The sequence below is a fragment of the Bengtsoniella intestinalis genome (assembly GCF_039719005.1).
Classification (GTDB): Bacteria; Bacillota; Clostridia; order Oscillospirales; family Oscillospiraceae; genus Oscillibacter; species Oscillibacter intestinalis.
The window spans coordinates 1,222,875-1,243,576 of record NZ_CP133584.1 but is presented as its reverse complement, the minus strand read 5'-3'; the positions used below and the strand labels follow the sequence as shown (position 1 = coordinate 1,243,576).

At 51.5% G+C, this 20,702-nt stretch carries 13 protein-coding genes; 7 read left to right on the top strand and 6 right to left on the bottom strand.

Annotated elements, in window-relative coordinates; all coding sequences use genetic code 11:
- Window positions 1–325: 325 nt before the first annotated feature.
- The gene (locus RFF05_RS05980) at window positions 326–1,738 is read left to right on the top strand and encodes an aminotransferase class I/II-fold pyridoxal phosphate-dependent enzyme (protein ID WP_409969462.1); all 1,413 of its coding nucleotides are present in this window, start codon (window positions 326–328) and stop codon (window positions 1,736–1,738) included.
- A 6-nt stretch (window positions 1,739–1,744) separates the two neighbouring features.
- Window positions 1,745–1,951, top strand: a complete 207-nt coding sequence (locus RFF05_RS05975) for a DUF1653 domain-containing protein (RefSeq protein WP_409969461.1) — start codon at window positions 1,745–1,747, stop codon at window positions 1,949–1,951.
- Between the two features lie 511 nt (window positions 1,952–2,462).
- Here the strand turns inward: RFF05_RS05975 and RFF05_RS05970 are convergent.
- The 4 genes from RFF05_RS05970 to RFF05_RS05955 form a co-directional block, all read right to left on the bottom strand.
- Window positions 2,463–2,726: a hypothetical protein gene (locus RFF05_RS05970; RefSeq protein ID WP_409969460.1), complete on the bottom strand. Its 264-nt coding sequence runs from the start codon at window positions 2,724–2,726 to the stop codon at window positions 2,463–2,465.
- Window positions 2,727–2,964: 238 nt separating this feature from the next.
- Window positions 2,965–3,960 carry an IS30 family transposase gene (locus RFF05_RS05965; protein ID WP_409967286.1) on the bottom strand — a complete coding sequence of 332 codons (996 nt, stop codon included), beginning with the start codon at window positions 3,958–3,960 and terminating at the stop codon, window positions 2,965–2,967.
- A gap of 911 nt (window positions 3,961–4,871) precedes the next feature.
- The gene (gene addA, locus RFF05_RS05960; protein ID WP_409969459.1) at window positions 4,872–8,411 is read right to left on the bottom strand and encodes a helicase-exonuclease AddAB subunit AddA; all 3,540 of its coding nucleotides are present in this window, start codon (window positions 8,409–8,411) and stop codon (window positions 4,872–4,874) included.
- Window positions 8,408–11,713, bottom strand: coding sequence for a PD-(D/E)XK nuclease family protein (locus tag RFF05_RS05955; protein WP_409969458.1), 3,306 nt, complete (start codon window positions 11,711–11,713; stop codon window positions 8,408–8,410). Before RFF05_RS05955 ends, addA begins: the two co-directional genes overlap by 4 nt.
- 222 nt (window positions 11,714–11,935) lie before the next feature.
- Here RFF05_RS05955 and RFF05_RS05950 point away from each other — a divergent pair, with 222 nt between their 5' ends.
- On the top strand, window positions 11,936–12,538 hold the full coding sequence (locus tag RFF05_RS05950; RefSeq protein ID WP_409969457.1) for a DUF1643 domain-containing protein: 603 nt from the start codon (window positions 11,936–11,938) through the stop codon (window positions 12,536–12,538).
- Between the two features lie 355 nt (window positions 12,539–12,893).
- Window positions 12,894–14,504, top strand: a complete 1,611-nt coding sequence (locus RFF05_RS05945; protein WP_409969456.1) for a Na+/H+ antiporter NhaC family protein — start codon at window positions 12,894–12,896, stop codon at window positions 14,502–14,504.
- Window positions 14,505–14,639: 135 nt separating this feature from the next.
- Here the strand turns inward: RFF05_RS05945 and RFF05_RS05940 are convergent, their stop codons facing one another.
- A complete protein-coding gene (locus tag RFF05_RS05940; protein WP_409969455.1) occupies window positions 14,640–15,761 on the bottom strand; it encodes an Mbeg1-like protein in 1,122 nt (373 codons plus the stop codon).
- A gap of 140 nt (window positions 15,762–15,901) precedes the next feature.
- Between RFF05_RS05940 and RFF05_RS05935 the strand changes: the two genes are divergently transcribed.
- A complete protein-coding gene (locus RFF05_RS05935; protein ID WP_409969454.1) occupies window positions 15,902–16,498 on the top strand; it encodes a single-stranded DNA-binding protein in 597 nt (198 codons plus the stop codon).
- A gap of 962 nt (window positions 16,499–17,460) precedes the next feature.
- Here RFF05_RS05935 and lexA read toward each other — a convergent pair.
- The gene (gene lexA / locus RFF05_RS05930) at window positions 17,461–18,045 is read right to left on the bottom strand and encodes a transcriptional repressor LexA (protein WP_409969453.1); all 585 of its coding nucleotides are present in this window, start codon (window positions 18,043–18,045) and stop codon (window positions 17,461–17,463) included.
- Window positions 18,046–18,239: 194 nt separating this feature from the next.
- Between lexA and secG the strand changes: the two genes are divergently transcribed.
- The gene (secG, locus tag RFF05_RS05925; RefSeq protein WP_409969452.1) at window positions 18,240–18,470 is read left to right on the top strand and encodes a preprotein translocase subunit SecG; all 231 of its coding nucleotides are present in this window, start codon (window positions 18,240–18,242) and stop codon (window positions 18,468–18,470) included.
- Window positions 18,471–18,897: 427 nt separating this feature from the next.
- Window positions 18,898–20,697, top strand: a complete 1,800-nt coding sequence (locus RFF05_RS05920; protein ID WP_409969451.1) for an HlyD family efflux transporter periplasmic adaptor subunit — start codon at window positions 18,898–18,900, stop codon at window positions 20,695–20,697.
- The last annotated feature ends 5 nt before the right edge of the window (window positions 20,698–20,702 follow it).

Genomic DNA, 20,702 nt, shown 5'->3' with positions numbered 1-20,702 from the left:
CTCACACGCGTGTTCCCATGTCATCGTACGAGTCATGTGCGGCAGCAATCAGCGTTGGTTCGCGCATCCCACACGATAAGCCGAACGGATGTGAGAAACCCACCCAATAGCACCGCACCCACTCATTCGTACCATCCATATAAAATGGGAGCACGTGAGACGGCTGACCACAAGTGGTCAGCCGCCACGTGCAAGATTTTTTGTTTCTTTTTTATCTTTACAAAAGAAAGCCCCGCTGGCAAGCGCCCCTGCGGCAGCAGCCCCCACGGGAGTGGGAAGAATTTTTCAAACAGAGTTTCAAACAAAGTCCAAAGGAGGTCACGTTATGCCAAACTCCACTATTTTGCAAACATTGCAACAAGTCTCATCCATCCCCTTTCATATGCCTGGCCACAAGCGCAACACAGCCTTGGCTCCCTATTTGGAAACCTTAGGAGCTGAATTAGACATTACGGAAATTGACGGCAGTGACTGCCTCCACCATGCCGATGGCATCATTGCCGCCGCCATGGACAAGGCCAAAACCCTGTGGCACACCGACCATAGTTATCTGCTGATCAATGGCAGCACCTGTGGCATTTTGTCTGGCATCCATGCCACCACTACCTATGGCGACACCATCATTATGGTTCGTGGCTGTCACAAGGCGGTTTACAACGGTGTCAAACTCTGTGGTTTGCACCCTGTTTACCTCACCCAACCCCAACAACCTGAAGGCTACTACGATTGCGTTTCTCTAGCAGACATTGACGCCGCCTTAACCCAATATCCTCACGCCAAACTGGTGGTCGTCACCAGCCCCACCTATGAAGGCTACCTTGCCGATATCCCCCAAATCACTGCCATTTGTCACCGCCACGGCGTGCCCTTATTGGTGGACGAAGCCCATGGTGCCCACTTGGGATTTAGCCCCTATTTCACCGGTTCAGCGGTGACTGCTGGGGCAGATATTATCATCCAATCCCTCCACAAAACCTTGCCCAGCTTGACCCAAACCGCCATTGCCCATGTACAAGGTACACTGGTAAACCCTCAACAATTTGCCAACAGTTTGGGTGTTTTTGAATCCTCTAGCCCGTCCTATTTGCTAATGGCTTCCATCGACTGTTGCTTAGATTTACTCCAAACCCAAGGCGATGACCTGTTTACCCACTGGCAATCCATTTTAGAAGAATTTTACCATCAAACCGCTTCTCTGACCAAGTTAAAGGTAGTACAAGCACCCTCCACGGTAAAAGACCCTAGCAAACTTCTCATTTCTACTGCCCACATCAACATGGACGGCACAGCTTTGGCGGATGCACTGCGCCTCCAGCACAACATTGAATTAGAGCTGGCCTATGGCGACTACGCATTGGCTATGACTGGCATGGGCAACACAGCCGCCCATCTGCAGGCACTGGCCTCCGCCCTCCAAGCCATAGATGGAGAAGGCCACTATGTTGCCCACAAGCCCACCAAATTTCAGCTACCCACCTTGCCACCACAAGCCCTGCCTGCTCACCGCTTGCATAATCGCCCCATCACCCCTTGCGCCCTAGACTGTGCCGCAGGACAAGTGTGCGGCAGTTACATCTGGGCCTATCCCCCAGGGGTGCCCATCATCGCCTTAGGCGAAACCATCACTCGCGGCGTGTTAGATTTGCTACAAGCTTTGCACCAAAGCGGTGTCACTTTGCAAGACACTGCCCACCTCTATCCCCGTCAAATCGCCACCATCGCCAATGAAACGGAGTAATACACTATGAAATTAGGGAAATACCGCCACTTCAAAGGCGGAGAATACGAATTACTAGGTACAGTCACCCACTCTGAAACCATGGAGACCATGGTGCTCTACCGTGCGCTCTACGGTGAAAACGGGCTTTGGGTACGCCCTGTCGCCATGTGGGAGGAATTGGTGGAGCACAATGGTGTGACCCAACCACGGTTTGTGTTTGTGGCGGACTAAGCGTCACTTACCATAAGGCCAATTGGATGTTTTTTTGCCCCTTCGGGGTGGACCACTGCCGTGGGGGTCACCTGCCGGTGGGGCATTCCCCCCACCCTATCGTAGGGGCGCCCATTGGGCGTCCGTTTTCTGATTCACTCTGAATTGTTGTTTTGCCCCTACGGGGCGGTCTGCTGCCGCAGGGGTCACCTGCCGGTGGGGCATTCCCCCACCCTATCGTAGGGGCGCCCATTGGGCGTCCGTTTTCTGATTCACTCTGAATTGTTGTTTTGCCCCTTCGGGGCGGTCTGCTGCCGCAGGGGTCACCTGCCGGTGGGGCATCCCCCCCGCCCCATCGTAGGGGCGCCCATTGGGCGTCCGTTTTCCGATTCACTCTGAATTGTTGTTTTGCCCCTTCGGGGCGGTCACCTGCCGGTGGGGCATTCTTTTTGTATCGACAAAAAGAATCAAAAAACGATTTTTTCACGACGACTGCGGTCGAGTGAAAAAAGGGGATTTATGCGGGGGTTCATCACTGGGGTACTTGGGTTGTTTGAGCGGCACCGAGTGGCCTGATTTGACTCTGCATGACCTTTTGGGCTTCGCCCTGTTGGGGAGTGGCGGTTGATATGGTGCCATTTCTTTGGCGTGCCTCGGTTGTGGGTGTGGGTAGGTGCTGTGGCGTTGGATAACACGGGCGACCGCAGGTCGCCCCTACAGGGAACACCATTGCATACAAGCCAAGCTGACCGCAGGTCAGCGCCCACCCAACGCCACCGTACCCACCGACGTCCACAATCTTAGGCACTTTACACGCGTGGTACAACGTCATCGGACGAACACTGTGCGGAAGCAATCAGCGTTGGTTCGCGCATCCCACATGATAAGCCGAACGGGTGTGACCCAGACGCCCCGTTAGCACCGCACCCACTCATACCTACAATCCGTATACAATGGGAGCACGTGAGACGGCTGACCACAAGTGGTCAGCCGCCACGTGCAAGATTTTTGGTTACTTTGCATCTGGCGAATTGTCAAGTCAAGTGCAACACTTTGTTATAAAAGACTTCGAGAGGAGTTTTCCAACCAAGGCATTTGCGGGGTCTCGTGTTTAGTTTGTAGGCAACGTCTTGAATAAATGCATCGGATAATGGTGCAATGTCGCTGCGCTTGGGAATGTATTCTCGAATGAGGCCGTTGCTATTTTCGTTGGTTCCACGCTCCCACGGGGCATGAGGTTTTGGAAAGTAAAACTCCATGCCCAGCGCTGCTGTCACATCAGCGTGGTCTGTAAACTCCACGCCTCGGTCTGGCGTGATGGTATGGCGCATTTCTGGTGGCAGTTTAGAGAAAATAGCAATCATATTTTCTGCTACCTCAGCAGCAATTTTTCTCTGACATTTGGCTATGAACACAATTCGTGATAATCGGTCATTCAACGTTAACAAGCAGGCACCGCCTTTTTTACCAGCTACAGTATCTGCTTCAAAATCACCCAGTCGTTCTCGCTTGTTGGCCGCATCTGGACGTTGGTCTAAATGGTTTGAAATCACCACTTTTCCTCTTGGTTTTTGCCCTCTCGGCTTTCCTTTGTGTCGAAGATGCCGTTTTGCGCCCTTATTTCCTTTCGATCTCTTCTCTTGTAATGTGTCATATTTCCCACCATAAATAGCCCTGTAAATTGTGGTATAGCTGATTTGAATTGGTGAATTTTCAAAGAATAAACGGTTTTGAATTTCTTCTGGCGACCACTGTTTCTCAATGAATAACTCTTTGATTTTCTTATATACAATTGGGTTGTCTAGCTTCGCGTGGCGGCGACATTTTTTTCGTCGTACATGATATTTTTGCTCAGCTTTTACCGCCGAATACTCTTTTGTATTTTGATTTCTATTTCGTTTTACTTCTCGAGAAATTGTAGATACATTTCGCCCCATCGCTTGGGCTATAAAGCGCAAACTTTTCTTTTCATACAAAAATAATAATAGATTTTCTCTTTCTTCTATGTTAAGATGTTGATAATGATTCATTGAGAGAATCTCCTTTCATGTTGTCCGCTAACACCATGATACATGATTTTTCTCAATGAGTCATTTGTTTTTTTACTGTTGCACTTACAGTGTATATTCGCCAGATGCAAAAGAAACAAAAAATCTTGCACGTGGAATTTCGCCACCAGTGGCGAAATATCTCACGTGCTCCCATTTTATACGGATGGTGGGTATGAGTGGGTGCGGTGCTATTGGGTAGGTTTCTCACACCCGTTCGGTTTATCGTGTGGGATGCGCGAACCAACGCTGATTGCTGCCGCACATTTCTCGTACGATGACATGGGAACACGCATTTGAGGTGCCTTAGATTGTGGACGTCGGTTGGTGCGGTGGCGTTGGGGGGCGCTGACCTGCGGTCAGCTTGGTTTTGGGTGGTGCTGGTGCCTTTGTAGGGGCGACCTGCGGTCGCCCGTGTTACCCAACGCCACAGCACCAACCCATACCCACAACCGAGGCACCCCAAAGAAACCGCACCATCTTTCTGCAACATCGCAACAGGGCGAAGCCCGATAGGTCATGCAGAGTCAAATCAGGCATCTCAGTGCCGCTCAAGAGAGCGTGGCACCCCAGTGATGGACCCCCGTAAAAAGCCCCTTTTTTCACTCGACCGCAGTCGTCGTGAAAAAATCGTTTTTTGATTCTTTTTTTCGACAAAAAAAGAATGCCCCACCTGCCGGTAACCCGTCCGGTAGGACACCCCACCTGCCGGTGACCCGTCCGGTAGGACACCCCACCGGCAGGTGACCGCCCCGTAGGGGCAAAACAACAATTTAGAGTGAACCAGAAAACGGACGCCCAATGGGCGCCCCTACCATGGGGTGGGGCAAACGCCCCACTGGCAGCAGACCGCCCCGTAGGACCCTCTTCAATACACCATTTTCATGGTGCAATCAAACCTCAATAGCTTGTCCAGCTTGGAGGAAATAGAGCACTTTTTGCACCACGGGCTTTTCTAGCACACGCTCTAAAGCGAGGGCATAGGCCGCCACCTGTGGGGCGTAATGGTTGGCACGCTGGGTGAGCGTATCCCCAAAAACACGGTCGGTTTTAAAGTCTACAATTACCAAGCCAGCGTCGGTTTCATAGCAACAGTCCACCACACCTTGGAGCATCATTTGCTCCCCAGCGGTGGCGTTGGGGTCAAAGGTGGTGGCGTCGATTAAAACGGCAAAGGGGAATTCTCGGTATAAGGTTTTGGCCTGTCGCAAGGCTTCTCCCAAGGGGGAGTCTAGCAAAATTTGGAACTGTTTCACCCCTACAGCGTTGGCCTGTTCTGGGGTGAGCAAGGCCTTTTGGCTCATCTCTGCCACGGCTTGCTCTACATCGGTACAGCCAAAGTCTAAATACTGCAATGCCAAGTGGTTGGCGGTGCCCACTTGGGCTGGGGTCAACCCTTGGGTTTCTTGGGCAAATTTAGGCTGGGTCAAGGGGCGCAAATAGGGGGTGGTCATGGCGTGGTCGGCAATTTGTTCGTCCTTGCTCCGCCCTTTGAGCGCCGTGGCAGTGATTTTGGCAGGCAAGGTGGTTTCAAGACTATAAGGATATTGGAAGTCTAACAGGGGGGACAGGCGGGTCTGGTCTTGCGCGGCTTCCACGTCTGGAGAGGCCTCTTCTTGGGCAGGTCGTTCCCAATTTACATGGGGAAACACGTGCCAAGACTCGGTGTCTCCTGTGTACAACTCTGGCACCGTCATCCCAGCCAAATCCAGCAAGGGTTTGGCCTCTGGGCGACATAACAAAGCCAGTAAAATCCAATCCCCCAGACAGCTTGCACTGCGTAACGCTTCAGGTGCCACGGGGCAGGCGGCTTGCACGGCTAGCTTTTCAAGGCGTTTGTGGGCGCTGTAGAGTGTGTGTACCAAAATTAGTTTTTCCTGTGGACGGGTCAGCGCCACATAGAGCACACGGAGTTCTTCGTCTAAATTTTCTTGGTAAATCTGCTGTTCTAAGGCGGTGCGTGCTAAGGTGGAATATTGGATTTTTCGCTGTAAATCTACACGCTTTGGCCCCAACCCTAGCTGGGGGTGTACCAGCACATACGGGTTTAAATCTTGCCGAGAGAAGGCCTTGTCCAAGTCGCAGACAATGACGATGGGGAACTCTAAGCCCTTGGACTTGTGAATGCTCATCAATCCCACCCCACTGGTGGCCATGGTGGCAGTTTGAGGGGCTTTGCCCTGTGCCATCAGCTGTTGAAGTTGGCGTACAAAGCCAAAAACACCTCGGTAGCCATTGGTTTCAAATTGCTGGGCATGACGGGTCAAGGCGATGAGATTTTCGCGGCGCGCATCGCCTCCATCCATAGCGCCGAAGATACCCAGCAGGTTCCATTGGTTGTACACCTGCCACAACAGAGATTGGACATTACAGTCGCGAGAGAGGTGGCGCAGGAGCTGAATTTGCTCCAAAAAGCCCAATACATCGTCGCCCCCATCTGCCAGCAACGCTTCATAGAACATCCCCTTGGGACAGTGGGCGCGCAGTTGTGCCAAGCGGTCAGGGGTGAAGGCAAACACGGGGGAACGCATCAGAGCAATGAGGGGTACGTCTTGGCGTGGGTTGTCAATGACCTGTAAAATGGCCATGGCCACGGCGATTTCCATGGTGTGGAAATAGTCTACGCTTTCCTCAAAGCTACAGGCCACCCCTTCCTCTGCCAAGGCTTGGGCAAAGATGGCGCTACGGCTGGACGGTGAGCGCATGAGGATGACAAAATCCTCAGGGCGACAGGGACGGAAGCCCCCGTCCTTGGTGGCAACGGGGTATTGCTCGTCCAGCAAGGTGCGGATACGATGGGCTACAAATTGGGCTTCAACCACAGGCTTTTTCAGCGCCGTGGGATTTTTCTTCCCCCCTTGGGGCGCCCATAGCAGGTGGTATTCCATTTGGGTGTCCTGACGCTCTGGGTAATAGGACGCACCAAAGTGAAGGGCTTGGTCATCATCGTATTCTAAACCGCCCACGTCCTTGGAAAACAGTTGGGCGCAGATGAAGTTGGCACCGTCTAGCACGCTCTGGCGAGAGCGGAAGTTTTTTGACAGCATAATCTTCCGTGGCTGTCCGTTATGGGCGGTGGTATAGTTGGAAAATTGAGCGTATTTGGTGAGGAAAATGGTGGGGTCAGCCAGACGGAAGCGGTAAATGCTCTGCTTCACATCCCCCACGAAAAATAGGTTTTGTTCTTGACGGGACACAGCGGAGAAAATGGCGTTTTGCACCAGATTGGTGTCTTGGTATTCGTCCACCATAATCTCCCGATAGCGCCCAGAGAGTTGTGAACCCAGTTCTGTGGGGTTGCCGTTAGGGTCAATGAGCAGTTCAAGGGCGAAGTGTTCTTGGTCGGAGAAATCGGCGCAGTTGCGCCGCCGTTTTTCCATGGCATAGGCGGTGGAAAAATCTTGGGTCAAGTCCACCAGAGCCACCATGGCTGGCGCCACCTCTTGCAAATCCTCCATGGCTTCGTCTGGAGAGACAGTGAGTAATTCTAAGAGCTTTTTTACCTGCGCTTTGGCACCAGCCCACAGTTTTTTCAGCGCCACAATCTCTGGGTCATTGGCTCTGCCACGGATGGAGGGAAGGCGAGGGAAGGTGATGTTTAGCGCCAAGAGTTGCAGGTGTGTCCAGTCTAGGCTTTCGCTAGCGGCATTTAACCCAGCGATGGCCACTTCAAACACAGGGGGATATTTTTCCTCCATCTCACTGTCACACCATGTTTCAAGGCCTGTTTCCAAGGCGGTTTTCCAATGGGAAAGCTGGGCACAGGCGGTTTGATGGAGCAGGAGACCATAGGCGGTGTCAGAAAAGTGATCCGCGAGATTTTCCCAGCTATAGCGCTGGGTTTGGAGCCACTGGGCAGGGTGGGGATTGCTTTGGAGTTTGCCGTGAAGCTCTAGCACCAATTCGCTTAGGCGGCTATCGTCTCGCCCTGCCCCTAAGGTGTCTGCCAATTGGCGTTGACCGTCGGTCATGTCGTGGTAAAATTCATGGAGCGTCTTTTCCAACACCCGTTGGCGCAAGAGCAAGGCTTCCCCTTCGTCTAACACACGGAAATCTGGGCTGAGACTGTGGGTTTGCTCGTCTTTTGCCAGCAGGTGGGTGTTTTCACGGAGCAAGGCGGTGCAAAAGGCGTCCACCGTTTTGATGTCGGCACGGTACACCCGTAGCACTTGGGCGCGGAGGTGACTGTTGGAAGGGTCAGCACCCATGCGACGGGATAGTTCGGTGGCGATTTTATTGCGCAATTCGGCGGCGGCGGCACGGGTATAGGTGATGATGAGAAAGTCGTCCACGTGGCAGCCTTCTTCCAGCACATAGCGGAATAATCTGTCCACCAACACCTTGGTTTTCCCAGAGCCAGCGGCGGCAGAGACCAGAAGGGTGCCGCCACAGTTGTCCACCACGGCTTGTTGTTCGGTTGTCAGTTGTATCATGATGGCACTTCCTCTCCTGTGACTTCTTGCCAAAACGCCTCTGGGCTGATGGACGGGATGTGACGGAGACAATCGCCTCCACTGCCCTCTTTAAAGTGACAGGCATCGGCCCAGTCGCAATATCTGCAAAAGGTGTCGTTTTCGTTTTTAGCCCATGGGTCGGCGGTGATGTTGCCATCACGGACTTCGGTGGCCACCTCTTTTAAAATCTTTTCCACATAGGCGCCCAATTGTCCCAATTGCTCTGCGCTGGCAAGGCTCCCATTGACGTTGCCTTCTTTGTCCACCTTGATGGGCAGATACCGTGGGGCGGTCAAAGCGGTGTGTTCCATGGCTTTGAGCACCGCATGGTCACGGAGCAGCATCCCTGTGCGGCGGAGTTCTTTGTCTCGTTCTTTTTGTAAGTCGGCAGGGGAGATGCTTCGTTTTGCCGAGATAATGCTGTCACGGACAGGGAAATAGAGGGCACCAGCTGGCACAATGTTTTGCCCAAAGTGTTGCTGGCCAGAGCGTTGCAAGGCAAATAAATACACCAGAAGTTGAATGTCTAAGCCCATCACCACAGAAGCCAAGTCGAAGGCCTTTTTCCCTGATTTATAGTCCACTACACGGAGATAGAGCTTGTCGTCTTTTACCCAACCATCTACACGGTCAACTTTGCCGTTGATTTGCAAGGTGGCATCGTCAATAGATAACGTGACCGCTGGCAAATCGCCATCGCCGCCAAACCCCAATTCAAAGGCCATGGGCACAAAATCAGAAGTCTTCAGCTCCTGCGCCACCTGTTCTACCACGGCATCCACCGTGGTGCGTAGGCGGCCAAAGAGATAGCGGAAGCGTGGGCTTTTCAGCGCCAAATCCCCCACCACTTCTTGGGCGTAGGTGTCAACATAGCCGTCTACCAATTGGCTGATTTCAGCCTGTTCCACCTCAGCAAAGCCACCACGTTTGGCCACATCTTGTGCCAATTGCTCCAACACAAAATGGAGGAATGACCCAATTTGGGGGGCGTCAAACCGCTCGATCTGTCGAGGCTTGGCGCGGAGACCGTATTCCATGAAATAGGCAAAATGACAGCCACGAAGCCGCTCTGCCCGAGAGGCAGACATCCGAAACACCTTGCCATATAACCCCTCCACGCTTTTGCGAGAGAGTTTGCCGCGGCCTAAGGTGCGCGCCCGTTCCATGGCGGACAAATGGGGGTTTTGAGTGGCTTTGAAATGTTGCCATAGACTGCCGTTGGGGTCTCGCCCTGCCATTTCTAATGCCGGAATGGGTGCCACGGTGCGATAGTCCATGGTGCCGTTGTCTTGGGTGGTGATAAGGGTAGGGAACAGTCCTAAAATCCGTTCCACAATAAAAGCTGGGCGCAATTGACCGCCCCCAGCGCTAAGCTGTGGATAACTGAGGGTGAGGCTTTGGGTGGCCTGTGCCAAGGCGGTGTAAATCAGTAGCAATTCTAGTCCCATTTGCTCCATGCCCGAGGGGGATAGGCACACCCCTTGTTGAGACAGCGCTTGGCGGTCATCTTGGTTTAAAATCCCCCCTGACTGCCCAACACTGGGCAAAACCGAGTCGTTGGCCCCAAGGAAAAACACATGGGGTACACGGTGGCGGTCGTTGCGGGTGATTTCGCTGACAGACACTTGGTCAAGGGAGACGGGGATGGTGCCGATGCTGTATTGGGTCAACAGCAATCGCAGGAGAGAAGCAAAGCTGTCTAAGTCAGAAACTTCATCCCCAATGGTTTCCACCATTTGGTCTAGCACGTTGCATAAAACATCCCATAGCTGGGCGGTTTCTTCTGCATCTTGCAAGCGACCCACCGAGGCCTGTTGTTCCATTTGGGCTTCTAGCGCCTGCTGTAAGCCCACTGTTTGTAAAAATTGATACAGCACCAGCACCTTTTGTGCCGCGGTGTCGCCATTTTTAAGACCGTCCACCAAGGGGGCAAGAGGGGTGCGCACCAAGTCGCGGAGGGCGTTGATTTCCGCCAAGGCCTGTTCTTGCCGCTCATTTTGGGGCGCACCAAAGCCATCGGGGTTGGCTGTCCACGGGGCGTCTGAGAGCCACATTTGCCCTTCGATTTCCCAGCGAAGCACGTAATTTTCCAGCACGTCGCACTGCTCCATAGAAAGGCCAGAGAGGCCTGTTTTCAAATAACGGAACATCTCTTCGTAGCCAAAGCCACCAGCGATGGCGCTGAGCACCCCTGTCACCAGAGACAGAGCAGGTTTTTCCAAGATGTCGCTGCGACGGCTGATATAGGCTGGGATTTCGTAGCGAGAAAGCACGGTTTGGATGGTGGCTTCATAGTCTGCCATGTTCCGTGCCACAATGGAAATGTCGCGATACCGCGCCCCTTGTGACACCAATTGTCGGATGGCGGCGGCGGTTTGCTCCACCTCTTCGTATAAGGTGGTGGCGGCGCTGACGGAAATTTGGGTTTGCGGCTCGTCCCATGTGGCAGTATCCCCAAAACTGTGGTGTTGGAGGTGGGCAAGGGGGGTGGTTACCTCGGTCTCTAACACTTCACTAAAGCATTGGCACCCTGCTTCTTTGGCCAACCGTTCCAAAGCGCCCACAGTTTTTACCGTGGCATCGAAGATGGCATTGCCAGACAAATCCCCCAATAAGGTGATGGTGACGCTCCGCCCTTGGCGTAGCATGATGGAGATGGCCTGTAGTTCTTGGGCGGTGAAATAGGTGAAGCCGTCCAGAAAAATATCTTTGTCGGTCAGAAAACCAGAGGGTTCTAAAAGGTCACACAGTTTGGTCATTTTGTCCCGTGCGTCAAAGCCATCTCGGTGCAACTTGGCATTGTATGCACTATATAATAAGGATAAATCCAGTAATTTGTCCCGTGTGATGCCTTGCAAAGGCTCTGCCACCTGCGATAGCTGTTCTGGGGTGACGGCATAGGAACGCAATTCGTCTAACACTGCCAGCATTTGCTCTAAAAAAGCTGGCTTTTGGGAAGGCTTGCGATAGACGTTCAATGCTGGCGCCACTTCGCCCAAGGCTTTTTGCAACAGCAACAGTTTACCACCTGCATCCAAGGTGACGTTGGCGGCACCGCCAGAGAGCTCTAGCACACGGTCGCATAAGCGATGGAACCCCAACACCTGCACGTGGCGAGATGCACCATCACCACAGGCGTGGCACACATCTAGCTCCACCAAGTGGGAGGTATGGTCAGGCACAATCAGCACTTGGGCAGAGCTGTCACCCAAGTGGGCAAGACGTTCTAAGATATAAGATGACTTGCCAGTGTTGGCAAGCCCTAGTAAGATGGTCAGCATGGCAAACCCTCCGTGTTTCGTCAATAGGTATTTCTTTGTAGGGGCGAGTTGTGCTCGCCCGTTTTTAGTGTACCATTCACCCATTGAAAATGCAAGGGGTGCATGGTATACTATGGGCAACGGCGGAGGCAAGCCCCCGCCCTACGATATAACCTGTGTAGGGCAGGGGCTTGTCCCTGCCGTGGCCCCATTTGTATTTTTAAAACTGTAAGGAGACTGCTTATGCACATTCCACAATCGCCTACCACAGCCATTGAAATTCTGGCGTTTGACACCGCCTTGGACGCTGCGTTGCAACCCCATCCAGACTATGACGTAGGTCGCTGGCTATACGTGCCAAATGGCTACTCTGAATACCGTTACATTTTGGGCACCCGTGGGAAAAATCCGTTGATTTGCATGGGTATCAACCCCTCTACGGCCGCCCCAGATGCATTAGACAACACTTTGCAATCTGCCCAGCGCATTGCTTTGCACAATGGATATGACAGCTTTTTGATGTTCAATGTTTACGCTCAACGTGCCACCAATCCCAATGACATGGAGCGCGAGCAAAATGCGTATTTGGCGGCGGAAAACCTAAAAGCCTTTGCCTACTTGCTGTCTCTGTCTGAAAAACCTGCCATTTGGGCGGCATGGGGCAATTTGATTGACAAACGCCCTTATTTAAAATCGTGCGTAAGAGATTGCATCGCCTTGGGGAAAGCGGCCAATGCCCAGTGGTATCGGGCAGGGAAGTTACTCAAAACAGGCCACCCCCACCATCCTTTGTATTTGAAAAAGGATAGCCAGTTAGAATTCTTCGATATTGTGAGTTATTTGTGATGCGCACTAAAGGCTAACCCTTAAAATTGCAAAAAACGGCAAATAATACATAAGTTCTTGACATTTGGGGATAGACTGCTATAATAATAATGACTAAATGCGATAGCGTAGGTAAGGTAACTCTATTTTCAGGGTAAGCCCCCCATAGAAAAATAGTGGACACGTACTGAAGGCTTGTTAGCGTATTTTGGCGGTGCAAAGAAGTACCGACCTGAAAAGGTTGATTATTTGATAAAGCCGTCAAAGCAATAAGGTGAAATGCTATTGTGAATCTATGTCAATGTGTGTCTTGGTATGGGGTCATGACATTCGTCGTGACCCCATTTTTTTACATACTTTAAAAGGAGAAATGAAAATGAAATATTCTGCTCGAACACTTTTGCGCACTCTTTTCCTTGTGGTTGTTGTAGCCAGTATGGCAACCATGGGCGTCTTCGCCACCGACGGTGAACACGTCAGTAACGTTTACATGACCGCATGGTCGCTGCTTCCCCCTGTGGTGGCCATCGTGTTGGCTCTGCTGACCAAAGAAGTATACTCGTCTTTATTTGTCGGTATTCTCGCTGGCGGTATCCTCTACAGCAACTTCGACTTTGAAATGACCGTCAACCATGTTTTCGTGGACGGTATCGTTGGCTCCTTGGCCGATGGTTACAACGTGGGCATTTTGGTGTTCTTGGTGCTCCTCGGCTCCATGGTCTCCATGATGAACAAAGCTGGCGGCTCTGCTGCCTTTGGTCGTTGGGCCGCTGTAAATATCAAAACCCGTGTTGGCGCACAATTGTCTTGCATCCTGCTGGGTTGCTTGATTTTCATCGATGACTATTTCAACTGCTTAACCGTCGGCTCTGTCATGCGTCCCGTGGCTGACCAACACAAGATCTCCCGTGCCAAGTTGGCGTACTTAATCGATGCCACGGCCGCACCTGTGGTTATCATCGCACCCATCTCCTCTTGGGCCGCTGCTGTGGCTGGCTTCGTGCCCGATGGCCAAGGCTTGGCTCTGTTCATCAGCGCCATCCCCTATAACTTCTACGCACTGCTGACCATTTTGACCATGGTGGTGTTGGTTGTGACCCGCACCGACTACGGCCCCATGGCTAAGTTTGAAAAGGCCGCCATTGAAGAGGGCGACTTGTTCAATGGTGCAAACCCCTATGCCAACATGGCTGAGGAAGAAGTCAACGAAAATGGTGGTATTATTGATTTGGTGCTTCCTGTCGTCGTGCTCATTATTTTCAGCACCATCGGCATGATTTACTCTGGTGGCTTCTTTGAAGGCGAAAGCTTCATCGATGCCTTTTCCAACTGCGACGCGTCTGTTGGCCTGATGTTTGGCGCAGCCTTCGGCTTCGCTTTCACCGTGGTGCTCTATATGATTCGCAAGACTTTGGCCTTCCGTGCTTCTATGGAATGCCTGCCCGACGGCTTCAAAGCCATGGTGCCTGCCATCATGATTTTGACCTTCGCCTGGACCTTGAAGTCTATGACTGACTCTTTGGGTGCTGCATCTTACGTTGAAATGCTGGTGCAAAACTCCGCTGGCGCTTTGCAAAACTTCCTGCCTGCCATCATCTTTGTGATTGCTTGCTTGTTGGCCTTTGCAACGGGTACCTCTTGGGGCACCTTCGGTATCCTCATCCCCATCACCATGGATATCTTCCCCTTGGACAACCCTCTGGGTATCATCTGCGTGTCTGCTTGCTTGGCTGGCGCCGTCTGCGGCGACCACTGCTCTCCCATCTCCGACACCACCATCATGTCCTCTGCTGGCGCACAGTGCGACCACATCAGCCACGTGTCCACCCAAATCCCCTACGCTATCACTGTGGCGGTGGTCACCTTTGTCAGCTATATTATCGCCGGCTTTGTGCAAAGCGCCTTCATTGCGCTGCCCATCGCCGCTGTGTTGATGGTTGCCACCTTGATGGTTATCAGCAAGATTACCCCTAAGGTTGCTGTGTAAGGCAGTTTGAAGGGTTCTAAACAAATGAATAAAAAATGGGTCGGTTCACTTTGAACCGACCCATTTTTTGTTGCGATTACGCCAACGTAAGGACAGGGTTTACCCCTGTCCGTTTCCTGCCATCCCATACCCCCATCATTCTTCTCGCTTCCACCATGGGTGCCAGCCTTCACGACGGACTTGGAGGTTGGTGCGAAAGAGCAGTCCCACAGCGTGGAGCAAGGCGTCACGGGTGGGCTTGTCCATGTCCACCGTGGCGCGTACCATGGCCAAAGCGGTTTTGTGTGCATCGGTGCGCATATCCCCAAGGGTTTGTGCCCCAGAGGCGGTGAGTATGTGGAAGAGGCTTTCGATAAATTGCTCACGCTGGGTAATACTCAAGGCGTCAAGCCATGATTGCATGGCTTGGTCAAAGTATTGACCGCCCTTGGATAGTTCTTCGAGATGGATAAATTCACTGCCTAGCACCTCCCATGAAAAGCCATCGTGTTGCAAAAAGCCTAGTTGGTTGCTTTTAATCACGGTGTAATCTTCTTCATGTTGCATGAAAATCCCCACCACAGAAGACGCTGGCACAAAGGTGGAAATACGACCCTCTAAGCGTTGGTGTTGGGGCAAATCGAAGATGGCGTGGTGAAATCCAGGGCCATCGTTGCTATAGACATGGAGAATGCGATGTTGCATTTTGTAGGGCACAAAGGTGGCGGCATACACAGCCAGATTGCCACCCTTAGAATGACCGCCAAGGCGGATTTTCTTTCGCGGAATTTGGGTGGTCACGGTCTTGGCATAGAGTAAGGCAGATTTTTGGGCAGGTATTTCAGGCATACAGCTGATTAAAAAATCCTCTTTCCAGCCAGCAAGGGAATCATCGGTGCCGCGGTAGGCAATAAACATGGCACCATCTCCTGTGTGGATGGTCATGGCAGCAAATTGTAGGGAGTGCTCGTTGTCGATGTAGTCCACAAAGTGACTTAATTCCATGTGACCAAAACGGGCGCTTTGTCCCATTTTTTCCAATAACAAAGGGGCTTGCGTGGGGACGAAAATACCCAAATAGGTGCCCCGTTCACTCTTTTGGAAGGCCTGCGCCGCTTGGGCAATGGTGATGGTGTCACCGCCGTCCATACCAGAGACAATGCCTTGGAAATCCAGATACACCAGCTCAGATAAAACCAAGCTGTCCACTTCATTAAACGGGGCTTGAGCCAAAGTCAAATCTCCGCGCCAGTCTAAATAATTGATGATGTTTGCCATGGTATACCTCATGTGTTTTCATTTCAAAGTTTTTATGATTGCCACCATTGTATCATTGACGCGGTTCCTTTTCAAGGTTCTAATTGTAAAGATTTGGACATACAGTGTACCATCAAATTTTTACAACTGAGGTGTGTAGTATGTCCAACTTTACTGGCGTCAATCAATTGCAATTAGAAGGGCAGGTGGCCTGTGCCCCTGTGTTTTCGCACCAAAATCATCAAACCAATTTCCACCGTTTGTTACTAGAAGTGCCGCGGCTCTCAGGCTATGGGGATGTGTTGCCAGTGCTGTTGCCAAGTAGCTTGGCGGAAGGGGTGGCAGAGGGAGATCGTCTGCGACTCCATGGGCAATTGCGGTCGTTTAACAACAAAAGTGGTGAGGGCAATCGGTTGGTTTTGAGCTTGTATACCCAGACACTGTTGCCAGTGACGGGAAGCCCCAGCAATCACATTGCCCTCTGTGGCGCTTTATGCAAGCCACCAATTTTGCGGCGCACCCCTTTGGGGCGAAGTATTTGCGATTTGATGCTGGCGGTGCCGCGGCTATATGGCAGAGCCGATTACATACCTGCCATTGCATGGGGAGAATTGGCACTGCGCACAGGGGCCTTGGATGTGGGCGCAGTGGTGAGCCTAGAAGGGCGGATGCAAAGTAGGGACTATCAAAAGCAAGAAGGGGCGCTGATGGTTAAGCACATTGCCTATGAGGTGTCGGTGATGAAGATGATCCGCTAGTGGGCTGCTGCCGCAGGGGATTTCTGCTTGCCGCAGGGGCTTTCTTCGCCCTTCTCTCTTGTAGGGGCGCCCATTGCGCGCCCGTGGAAATCGATTGCAATTTGCTTCACCCTGTGGGATTTGTCTTTTGATGAACTTTTTCCCACTCCGTGGGGGCACTCGCCGCGCGGGCGTTACTTTGCAAAGATGCAAAGTAACCAAAAATCTTGCACGTGGCAGATGACCACGCGTGGTCATCTGTCTCACGTGTTCCCATTTTATACGGATGGTGCGTGTGAGTGGGTGCGGTGCTAACGGGTGGGTTTCTCTCACCCGTTCGGCTTATCGTGTGGGATGCGCGAACCAACGCTGATTGCTGCCGCACATGACTCGTACGGGGACATAGGAACACGCGTGTGAGGTGCCTAAGATTGTGGACATCGATGGGTGCGGTGGCGCTGGGGGACGCTGACCTGCGGTCAGCTTGGGTTGTATGCAATGGTGTTCCTTGTAGGGGCGACCTGCGGTCGCCCGTCTTACCCAACGCCACCAACCTATACCACACCCACACCCTAGGCACGCCCAAGAAATGGCACCATCTTTCTGTAACATCGCATCAGGGCGAAGCCCGAAAGAATACTTCGCGTCAAATCAGGCATCTCGGTGCTGTTCAAAAGACCAAAGCACTCCAGCGATGACCCCCCGTAAAAATCTCCTTTTTTCACTCGACCGCAGTCGTCGTGAAAAAATCGTTTTTTGATTCTTTTTGTCGATACAAAAAGAATGCCTCAACGGCAGGTGACCCCTGCGGTAGCAGACCGCCCCGTAGGGGCAAAAACAATAATTCAGAGTGAATCGGAAAACGGACGCCCAATGGGCGCCCCTACGATGGGGTGGGGGGAACGCCCCACCGGCAGGTGACCCCCCGTAGGGGCAAAAAAACTCCCAACCATAGATAAACACCTACAGTTGGGAATCGATACTCAATATTTACGCACCACGGCGGCAACCTTGCCTACAATGGAGGCGTAACGACCGTCGATGGGGGAGAATTCTTCATTTTCAGGAAGGAGCCAGCGTTCGCCATTTTTCAGAGACAAGCGTTTGACAGTGGCTTCGTCTTCAATCATAGCCACCACGATTTCCCCGTGGTTGGCAGCGGTTTGGCGACGGACAACCACCAAATCATCGGGCAAAATGCCGACGTCTTTCATGGAAAATCCACGGACACGGAGGGCGAAAAACTCGTCTGTGCGACCGCCGGTGTCAAAGGCTAGGTAATCTTCGATGTATTCTTGAGCCAAAATCGGGTTACCAGCGGCCACATGACCCAGCACAGGGATTTGGTTTTCTTGCACAGGCTGTGCCAAGGTGATGGCACGGCCTTTGCCTTGGCTTTTGTTGATGAGACCAGCTTGCTCTAGGTGGGTCAGGTGGAAATGGACGGTGGACGGGGATTTTAAACCCACAGCCAATCCGATTTCACGGACAGAAGGGGCATACCCTTGACTGGCGATGGCCTGTTGAAGGTAGGTGTATATTTTCTCCTGCATAGGCGTTAATTCCATGGTGCCCTCCTTAGATTTTCTTTATTCTTCACAGTATATCACATTTAAAAGCAAATTGCAAACATTTGTTCTATATTTTCCCGATTCTTTTTTTACAAAACCCCTTGCAATGCGCCTTGGGATATGGTATCATATTGTCCTGTAAATTGAAGTTGTATGGCCGTGTGTCATATATAATGTGGAGGACGTTGAACATGATTACTGTTGTTATTGTTTTGCAAGTGCTGTGTGGTTTGGCTTTGAGCGCCATCGTGCTGACCCAATCTGGCAAGAGCGCTGGTCTGTCTGGCACCATCGGCGGTGTGGCTGATTCTTTCCTGTCTAAAAATAAGGCTAGAACTTGGGATGCCAAGTTGGCAAAGGCCACCAAATGGGTTGCCGCAGCTTTCTTGGTTCTGACTCTGGCCATCAGCATTTTGCTGTAAGAGTATCCCCATGGGGGAGCTCGGAGGGGGCGAAGCCCACCTCGAATAAAATCAATCGCCCGAACCCAAAACAGGTTATCGCTAAAAAGTAGTAAACTGTAATGAAATTGCGCGTTTTGAATGTTGCAATTGGGCGATATCCAGACGATAAAAAAACGCACCACGAAAGTGGTGCATTTTTTTTGTCTGGTTGCCGCAGCTTTCTTGGTTTTGACTCTGGCCATCAGCATTTTGCTGTAAGAGACACTATATCTTGTATAATTGCATAGGCAAACAAAGGCTAGTTGCACAATTTTTGTGCAACTAGCCTTTTTCTATTTCCATCACAACTAAATCTTAACTGCATCACAAGTCCATCAAAGATAGGTGCTATTGTGGACACTGTCAAGAAGTGTTGAAGAAAGCTTGAATTTTAGGAGGAATTGTTTTGAAACTAGCCAAACCAACGTTGCCTAAGCTAAAAAAAGCAGACAAGGCAGAAAAAGCCCCCAAGGTGAAGGGTGCCAAGAAAAAACTCACCAAAAAGCAGATTTTCAAACGGGTGCTTTTATTGGCACTGCTGATTGCATCTTGCGTGGGTCTCTACATTTTATTCTTTGTGGAAGAAGAGGCTGCAGCCTTGACCGAAACCATCACCTATGGTTCTCTGGCTACGGTGTTAGAAGGGGACGGCACCTCCGTGCCAACAGAAACCCAAACTGTCACCACCGCCTCCAATGCTGATATTTTGGAAGTGGCTGTCACCGCTGGTGATTATGTGTCCGTCGGTGATTTGCTCTATATTCAAGACGATAGCGATTTAGACGACTCGATCTATGACTACGAAGTGGACATTGCCGACGAACAAATCAACTTGGCTGACTATTATGAAGCCTATTACGAATTGATTGACAGCTACAACGGTGCCAACGTCCGTGCAGACTTTAGCGGTAAGATTATCAATGTTACCGTGGAAGAAGGCAAAGATGTGCAAAAGGGCTCCGTGATGGCCACCTTGGTGGACACCTCCACCATGGAAGTGACCCAATACTTCAACTATGCTTATAAAGATTACATTGCGGTGGGCACCCCTGTGCAGGTGGCTGTGGCTGACCAAATGATGCTCATCACTGGGTCTGTGAAATCCATTGACTATGTGGATTATCTCACAGCAGAAGGCGCCAGCTGTTTTGCCGTTACCATCGTGATGGATAATCCTGGCTCTTTGACTGCCTCCACCCCTGTGACCACCTACATCACAACCGCTTCTGGCATGGAGATTTTCCCTGTTGAATCTGGGGAATTGAGCTATGAATATGAAGAGGACATCGAAGCTGAACTGGCTGACGAAGTCACTGGCGTGTACGTCAAGGACTACGAAAATGTGGTGGCTGGTCAACTGCTGTTCACCATTGATCCTGACAGCGTGGAAACCCAATTGGAAAGCGCACTTTCTAAGATTGAAAACAGCGAAAGCATGATTGAATCTTTGGAAGGGTTCATTGAGGACATTGAAGAAAGCCGTGAAGAGTACGAAGTCTACTCTGAAATTGATGGTTTGGTCATCATGGTCAACGTCACCACCGACCGTAACCCCACCAATGGGCAAACCGCCGTGGTAGTCTACGACACCTCGGTGATGGAAATCTCCGCCAACATCGATGAATTGGACATCGACAGCATCGAAATGGGCATGGCTGTCACATTGAGCTATTCCTCTGGGTCTAGCACCCAATATTTTGATGGCTCTATCACAGAAATTAGCTACGAAGCCACCAACTCCAGTGGTGTGGCTTACTTCCCTGTGACCATTGAAATCCAAAGCAATGGCGCACTGTCTGCTGGTGTCAACGTCAGCTACTCCATTGCCATTGGTGAGGAAGAAGAAGGGTACTTGGTACCAATCGATGGGCTGAAAACCATTGACGACCAAACCTGTGTGTTTGTAAAAGCCGATTCTAAGCCTGATAACATGCTTGAAACAGAAGACGGCGTGGTACCTGATGGGTTCTATGCAGTGCCTGTGACCGTGAAGGCCATCAGCAGTTTGTATGCGCTGATTGCCGAGGAAATGGAAGAGGGCGTGGAAGTGTTCACCCGTTATGAAACCACCTCTCCCACTGGCGGTGATACCACTTCTGATTCTGGGGAAGAAACTGTTTCTATGGATGCCATGATGATGGAACGTGAATCCATGATGTCCAGCGGTATGCAATCGGGTATGCAATCTGGCCAAGGCGGCAGGTGATTGCT